Source organism: Thermaurantiacus sp., from assembly GCF_053487655.1.
The window spans coordinates 1-6,390 of record NZ_JBRCLD010000020.1 but is presented as its reverse complement, the minus strand read 5'-3'; the positions used below and the strand labels follow the sequence as shown (position 1 = coordinate 6,390).

The following is a 6,390-nucleotide window of genomic DNA, read 5'->3' as shown; positions in this document are numbered from 1 at the left end:
GGCGTCCTTCTCCTCGGCGACCGCCTCGGCCCCCTCGAAATCGCCGGCGCGGCCCTGATCCTCGTCGCCCTCGTCCTCGTCCGTCGCTGACTACCAGAGGCTGCCGGTTCGGGCCGAGATGTTGATGTAGAGGAAATCGCGCGCCACCCCCTGGCTGGTGATGGCGGTAACCCCATGATAGCTGGTGTTGCAGCAGGGGAAGAAGACGCCCTGGTTGGCGCGCGGCTTCAACCGGGTGACGATCTCGACATCCTCCGGGCGCGGATGGCGCGGCGCCTCTGTGATTGAGACCTCCCGTTTCGCCTTGTAGATGAGGAGATCGCCGCCCTCAAGCCCAGTCTCCTCGGCGTCGCTGAAATAGACGATGAGCGAGCAGAGGCGATTGGCTCGGTCGCAATGCGGCGGCTTGGCATAGCCGCCGAGCGAGCGGGTGATGTCGAGCCGGGTGAAGAGATCGACCGGGGTCCTCGGCTTCAGCCCGCGGGTGAACTTCCGGGCGACGTTGCCGATCCTCTCGCCGAGCGTTGCATGATCGGTGAGCTTTTCGCGCGGCTCGATGAAATGGCGGTCGTAGCGCGCCGGGTCGATCTCGGCCCTGATTCCCATAGCCTCGCCCTCGGGTCCGAACAGGTCTAGGTAGGTTTCGACGAAGGCGGGCGAATTGATCCAGCCGTCGAAACGGGCCCAGGCGGCCGAGCGGGCGATGAGGGCGTCATAGGCCGGGTCGCCCCGGTAGATGTCGAAGCCGGTCCCCTTGCCGGCCCGGCTGCCGACGCTTCCGGTTGCACCCGCGGTTGCCTCGAAGGCGTCGCCGGCCGGCCAGTCGGCCTTCAGCGCGGCGAACAGATCGTCGGGCAGGAGGTTCGCGGTCACCACATGGGGAAATGGATCATGGCGGACATCCGCGCGGGAAACCTGGAGCATTCGCCTTACCCTTCCACCCATGCGCTAGCCCGGCGCTTGCGGGCACGCAACCAACGCCACCTTCACCCGCCTTTACGACTGGGCTATTGCATGGGCAAGGAAGCGCCATGCCTGACGACACCGCCGTGCGCCGCCGCGACCTTCTTGGCGCGGCGAGCCTGTCACCCCTTGCCCTCGTTCCCATACCTGGATTCGCCATGAACATGCCCTTGAGCCCCCCGGTTGCGCGGCGGGGTGATGACCAGATCCAGATGCACGGCCGCACCGTGCCTGATCCCTACCGCTGGTTGCGCGACCCCGGCTATCCCAAGGTCACAAACCGGGAGATTCTCGCCTATCTCGAGGCGGAAAACGCCTATCGGGAAGCGCGGATGGCGGGCTCCTCCACGCTCGAGGACGCCCTGTTCGCCGAGCTGAAAGGGCGAATCAAGGAGGATGACGAAAGCGTCCCCTATCCGGACGGAGACTGGCTCTACTGGTGGAAGTTCGAGACGGGCGCCCAGTATCGCAACTGGTATCGCCGCCCGCGCAAGGGCGGCGAGGCCCAGCTGATCCTCTCCGAGCCAGCACTTGCCGAAGGAAAGCCCTATTTCCGGCTGGGGGCAGCGGCTGTCTCGCCCGATGGGCGGTATCTCGCCTGGTCGGCGGACACCAGCGGCGACGAGCGGTTCGAACTGCGGATCCGCGACCTCGCCTCGGGCCAAGACGTTGTCACCGTTGCTTCTGACAGTTTCGGCCAGCCGGTCTGGACCACCGACTCCAAAGGCCTGGTGTGGACCCAGACCAGTGCCGAATGGCGGCCAGACAGAGTGCGGCTCCACTGGCTTGGCAGCGCACCTGGCAATGACCGGCTGCTCCACAAGGAGGAGACGACGCGCTGGGTCGCGATCGACCGGACCCAGGACCGCCGCTTCATCCTGATTACCACGTCCGAATCGGGTGCGAACGACGTCCGCCTTGTCGATGCGGCGAACCCGGAGGCGCCGGCGCGGCTGGTGCGCCCGTTCGCTCCGGGCATGCGCTATTCCGTCGACAGCCGGGGGGACACGCTCTTCATCCTCGCCAACGACACCCACCCCAATTTCCGCTTGGCCACCGCGCCTGTCGCCGACCCCGGCACCTGGACCACGCGGATTGCAGGTTCCAACCGTCGTTACCTCCGCGGCCTCGTCGCCTTTTCCTCCTATCTGGCGCTTGAGGAGCGGGTGGACGGGATCGACCAGCTGAGCCTCATCTTCCCCGACGGGACAACCCGGCAAGTCGCCTTTCCGGAGGCGGTCCGCACTGTCTCGCTTGGCACCAACGCCGAGCCGGATGCGCCAGTGCTGCGCCTCAGCTATGCCTCGATGGTCACGCCCGAGACCGTCTACGACTATGATGTCGCAGCCGACCGTCTTGCGGTCAGGAAGGTGCAGGAGATCCCGTCTGGCTATGATCCCTCCCGCTACGCGAGCGAGCGGCTGATGGTGACGGCGCGGGATGGTGCCCGGGTCCCGGTCTCGATCCTCTACCGCAAGGACTATCGCAAGGACGGCTCTGGCTTCCTTCACGTCTATGGCTATGGTGCCTATGGCATTGGCACTTCGCCGGGCTTTTCCGCCTTACGCCTCTCGATGGTCGATCGCGGCTTTGCCTATGCCATCGTCCATGCCCGCGGCGGTGACGACATGGGCTACACTTGGTATCTCGATGGCAAGCTCGACCGCAAAGCCAATACGTTCAACGATTTTGTCGATGCGACCCGGGCACTGCACAAGGCCGGGTTTGGAGCGCCGGAGCGGACTTCGGCAAGCGGTGGTTCGGCTGGGGGCTGGCTCATGGGCGCGGTTGCAACCCAGGCGCCGGAGACGTTCCGGGCAGTGGTGGCACATGTGCCGTTCGTCGATGTGCTCAACACCATGCTCGATGCAAGCCTGCCGCTGACCCCGGGCGAGTTCCCCGAGTGGGGCAATCCGGCCACAGACCCCGTCACCTTCGACCGGCTGCTTGCGCTTTCCCCCTACAATCAGGTCAAGCGGCAGGACTATCCGGCTCTTCTCGTGACCGCGGGCCTCAACGATCCGCGGGTCACCTACTGGGAGCCGGCCAAGTGGGTGGCGCGGCTCAGGGCCGAGAGCGGCAGCCGCAATCCGATCCTCTTGAAGACCAACATGGGCGCCGGCCATGGCGGCAAGTCCGGCCGGTTCGAGCGGCTGCGCGAAGTGGCAGAAGAGCTCGCCTTCATCTTCATGGTGATGGATGGGAAGCTCTGAGGGCGCGGATGCCGCCGCTCCGGATGCCTGACAGCCCGCTATGTCTTCGCGAAGCCGGCCTAGCTGCCGAGCCGCGCGCGGGCGAGCCGCGCGGCATCACTCGAAGGCGCGGCCCGCGTGACCATCTCCCAGACCCGGCGGGCCGTTGCCAGGTCGCCACTTGCAGCAGCAATATTGCCTTGCTCGAACATGACATCCGGGTCGGATGGCGCACGCGCCGAGGCGGCGGCAATGTCGCGCTGGGCCCGGCCCAAGTCCCCCTCGCGGCGGGCAAGCGCGGCTGAGAGCATGAGCGCGTGCGGATCCTCGGGGTTGAGGCTGGTCGCGCGGTCGAGGTCGCGGCGGGCGAGGGCCAGCTCTCCGGCTTCAACTGCAGCGCGGGCGCGGTCGAGGTGGAAGCCGGAGGAAAGCAAGGGGGCATGCTCGCCAGTGGCGGCAATCGCGCTGGTCAAATGGCCGATGGCAGCCGCCGCGTCGCCCGCAAGCAGGAGCGCATTGCCGGCTTGGCCCCAAAGATCGGCCACCAGCGGGTTTCTCAGCTGCTCGGCAAGCTTGGCTGCGTCCACGAAGGCGCGGGCGGCATCGGCATATTTCTTCTGGGCGACAAGGGCGAGTCCGAGACACTGGCGCGCCGGGACTCCGCCGTTGCGCTCGGCCGCCCAGGCGCGGGCGAATTCCTCGGACGGCTGCGGGTTGGAGGCGATGGCGTTGACACAGCCCGCATAGAGCGCTGCCATTTCCGGGTCGGCGGAGCTGCGGTCCTGCGCTTGGGCTGCGCCGGCGAGCAGAAGAAGGGCGGCAAATCGGGTCATGGCAGGGCCTCGAGGGTGGCGGCAAGCAGGGCAAGATCGGCGGGCGTAGAGAGTCGGTGGTCGCCCGTCTTCAGGAGATGGACCCGGACGTCGGTCGACGTGAGCGCGTTTGCAAGCCGCAGCGAGACGGCGTAGGGCACATCTTGGTCCGCCATGCCGTGGAGCAGCCGGACCGGGCCGGCGAAGGGGATCCGCGTGTCAAGCAGGCAGGCCGCCTCACCGTCCGCGAGGAGGGCGGGTGTGTAGCGATAGGGTTCCATGCCATAGGCCGAGGGCCGGAAAATGTCCCTGCCCCTTGCGAGCTCGGCTTTTTCGGCCGCAGTGAGCATGAGGCCCCAGCGAGTGAAATCGGGCGCAGCAGCAACGCCGACCAGCGCTTCGACCCGCGGACCGAGGGCAAGCGCCAGGTGCAGCATGATCCACCCCCCCATCGATGAGCCAACGAGGACCAGCGGCCCTCCGGCGACGGCCTCGATAATGGCTTGCGCATCTGCAGCCCAGCGACGGATGGTGCCAGCAGCGAACGCGCCTTCTGAGGCGCCGCAGCCTGAATAGTCAAGCCGGAGGAAGGCCCGGCCCGACTCTTCTGCCCAGGCTTCGAGGTAGAGCGCCTTGGTTCCGCCCATGTCTGACATGTAGCCAGGCAGGAACACGACCGTTGGTCCCCGCCCGGGCGTGAACGCATAGGCAAGGCGCACCCCATCGCCGCGGTCAAGAAAGCAGATGGGCGCCATGGCTCTGCCCTAGTCGCAGTCCAGGGCGCGCGCCAGCCCGGCGCGGTTTGCGCTGGCCGGACCGGAGGGTGTAGGGAGAAGGCATGCGCCGCGCCTGGCTCCATCTGCTCGTGCTGCTCGGCCTGGCGGCTGCGGCCATGCATGCGCCGGCCATGGCGCTTCCCGAGCCGGCTGCTCCAGCCGCTGCCGTTCACGCCGATTGTCACGCCGATATGGCGCCCGCGCCGGACGAACCTTCCTGCTGCCCCGACGGCTGTTACGGCGGCTGCCTCCTTTCGGGCGCGATGATCCTGCCGCGTGGCCTTGCCCATCGGCTCGCTGCAAGGGCCGCGCTCCCGCTCCCGGGCGTGGCGTGGCCTGCCCAGCGGGCCGCCGAGAGCCTGTTCCACCCGCCACGCCCCCTCGCCTGACGCACCGGCCGCGCCCGCGGCCCCGTTTCCGTCAGCCGAAGGATATCCCATGCGAACTGCAACCGCCGCGCTTGCGCTTGGCGCAGGCCCCACGCTTGCCCGCCCGGTTTCCTGGCCGGGAGGCGTGACCGCCATCCAGGAATGGAACCCCGACATGGGGACCCTCCTCCTCCACTACACGCTGAGCCGGCACTGGTCGGCGGGTCTTGCCGCGCGCCGGATGCGCGAGGGCGACTGGACCTTCGTCGGCCCGCAGGCGACCTGGCTTGTCCATCGCTGGAACATGCCGGCCGCGCAGGCCAATCTCTATCTTGCCGCTGGAGCGGATGCCGCCTGGCGCGATGGCGGGCCGACCCGGCCCGGCGGCTTCGCCCGGGTGCAGGGGGACTGGGAGAACCGCCGGCTGATGCTGATGGGGATGGCGGAGCTGAGCCATGGCGACGGGATCGAGACCGTCGACATGCAGATGTTCCGCGCCGGCTTCGCGCCCTTCGTCGCGGGCTATGGCGGAGTCCATCTCTGGCTGTTCGGCCAGGTCCGCCGCCACAGCGGCGCCCTGAACCGGGTCGAGCCCGCCTTCGTTGCCCGCGCCTTCTACCGGACGGTCATGCTCGAGGCCGGGGTGACCGGCTCCGGCGGCCTCATCCTCAATTCCACCTTCCGCTTCTGAAAGGATCCATGATGCGTGCCCTCCTCGTTGCCGCTCTGCTCGCGGCCCTTCCCACCCCGCTTGCAGCCGCCACGCCGGCGCAGCTGGTGACAGTCAAGGTCAACGGTCTCGTCTGCGACTTCTGCGCCCGCTCGATCGAGGCGGTGATGAAGCGCCGCAAGGATGTCGAGCGGGTGCATGTCGATCTCGACAAGGGCGAAGTGCATGTGGCGCTTCGTGCCGACGCAACGCTCTCCGACCCGGAGCTTGCGAAGCTCATCCTCGACTCCGGCTATGCCGTCTCTGCGATCACGCGGGAGCCGCGGCCATGACGGAACGCACGCTCGGCTGGCGCGACACGCTCGCGCCGACGCTTAGCCTGTTCGCCTCGGCCTCGACTCTCGTCTGCTGCGCGTTGCCGGCTCTTCTGGTGACGCTCGGGCTCGGGGCGGCGCTGGCCGCCCTTGTCTCGGCGGCGCCTTGGCTGGTCTCGCTCAGCCGCTGGAAGGCGTGGCTGTTCGCCGGCTCCGGGCTGCTGCTGCTGGCCGCGTTCCTCCTCCACCGCCAGGCGGCGCGCCTGCCCTGCCCGGCGGATCCGGCGAAGGCGGC

The 6,390-nt window shown here is 68.1% G+C and carries 8 protein-coding genes; 5 read left to right on the top strand and 3 right to left on the bottom strand.

The features are described from left to right. Positions 1-90 precede the first annotated feature (90 nt). Entirely contained in the window at positions 91-924 is an 834-nt protein-coding gene (locus tag ACWIQA_RS02210; protein ID WP_448581431.1) for a 2OG-Fe(II) oxygenase, read from the bottom strand. Positions 925-1,127: 203 nt separating this feature from the next. Between ACWIQA_RS02210 and ACWIQA_RS02205 the strand changes: the two genes are divergently transcribed. Next, complete coding sequence (locus ACWIQA_RS02205; RefSeq protein ID WP_448581432.1) at positions 1,128-3,176, top strand: S9 family peptidase; 2,049 nt, start codon at positions 1,128-1,130, stop codon at positions 3,174-3,176. Positions 3,177-3,235: 59 nt separating this feature from the next. On the opposite strand, the gene ACWIQA_RS02200 is transcribed toward ACWIQA_RS02205, so the two are convergent. Continuing rightward, complete coding sequence (locus ACWIQA_RS02200) at positions 3,236-3,988, bottom strand: tetratricopeptide repeat protein (RefSeq protein WP_448581430.1); 753 nt, start codon at positions 3,986-3,988, stop codon at positions 3,236-3,238. Beyond that, positions 3,985-4,722, bottom strand: coding sequence for an alpha/beta fold hydrolase (locus tag ACWIQA_RS02195; protein ID WP_448581429.1), 738 nt, complete (start codon positions 4,720-4,722; stop codon positions 3,985-3,987). The genes ACWIQA_RS02200 and ACWIQA_RS02195 overlap by 4 nt, the downstream gene beginning before the upstream one ends. An 83-nt stretch (positions 4,723-4,805) precedes the next feature. On the opposite strand from ACWIQA_RS02195, the gene ACWIQA_RS02190 reads away from it, so the two are divergent. From ACWIQA_RS02190 to ACWIQA_RS02175, 4 genes are all read left to right on the top strand, one after another. Continuing rightward, positions 4,806-5,132, top strand: a complete 327-nt coding sequence (locus ACWIQA_RS02190; protein WP_448581428.1) for a hypothetical protein — start codon at positions 4,806-4,808, stop codon at positions 5,130-5,132. A 49-nt stretch (positions 5,133-5,181) separates the two neighbouring features. Next, on the top strand, positions 5,182-5,802 hold the full coding sequence (locus ACWIQA_RS02185) for a hypothetical protein (RefSeq protein ID WP_448581427.1): 621 nt from the start codon (positions 5,182-5,184) through the stop codon (positions 5,800-5,802). An 8-nt stretch (positions 5,803-5,810) separates the two neighbouring features. After that, positions 5,811-6,113, top strand: a complete 303-nt coding sequence (locus ACWIQA_RS02180) for a heavy-metal-associated domain-containing protein (RefSeq protein ID WP_448581426.1) — start codon at positions 5,811-5,813, stop codon at positions 6,111-6,113. After that, positions 6,110-6,390: hypothetical protein (locus ACWIQA_RS02175; RefSeq protein WP_448581425.1), on the top strand; the 281-nt coding region annotated here is incomplete at its 3' end. The genes ACWIQA_RS02180 and ACWIQA_RS02175, both read left to right, overlap by 4 nt.

Coding starts and splice junctions, on each gene's coding strand:
- ACWIQA_RS02210 (WP_448581431.1), bottom strand. CDS start 924: ATGCTCCAGGTTTCCCGCGCGGATGTCCGCCATGATCCATTTCCCCAT.
- ACWIQA_RS02205 (WP_448581432.1), top strand. CDS start 1,128: ATGCCCTTGAGCCCCCCGGTTGCGCGGCGGGGTGATGACCAGATCCAG.
- ACWIQA_RS02200 (WP_448581430.1), bottom strand. CDS start 3,988: ATGACCCGATTTGCCGCCCTTCTTCTGCTCGCCGGCGCAGCCCAAGCG.
- ACWIQA_RS02195 (WP_448581429.1), bottom strand. CDS start 4,722: ATGGCGCCCATCTGCTTTCTTGACCGCGGCGATGGGGTGCGCCTTGCC.
- ACWIQA_RS02190 (WP_448581428.1), top strand. CDS start 4,806: ATGCGCCGCGCCTGGCTCCATCTGCTCGTGCTGCTCGGCCTGGCGGCT.
- ACWIQA_RS02185 (WP_448581427.1), top strand. CDS start 5,182: ATGCGAACTGCAACCGCCGCGCTTGCGCTTGGCGCAGGCCCCACGCTT.
- ACWIQA_RS02180 (WP_448581426.1), top strand. CDS start 5,811: ATGATGCGTGCCCTCCTCGTTGCCGCTCTGCTCGCGGCCCTTCCCACC.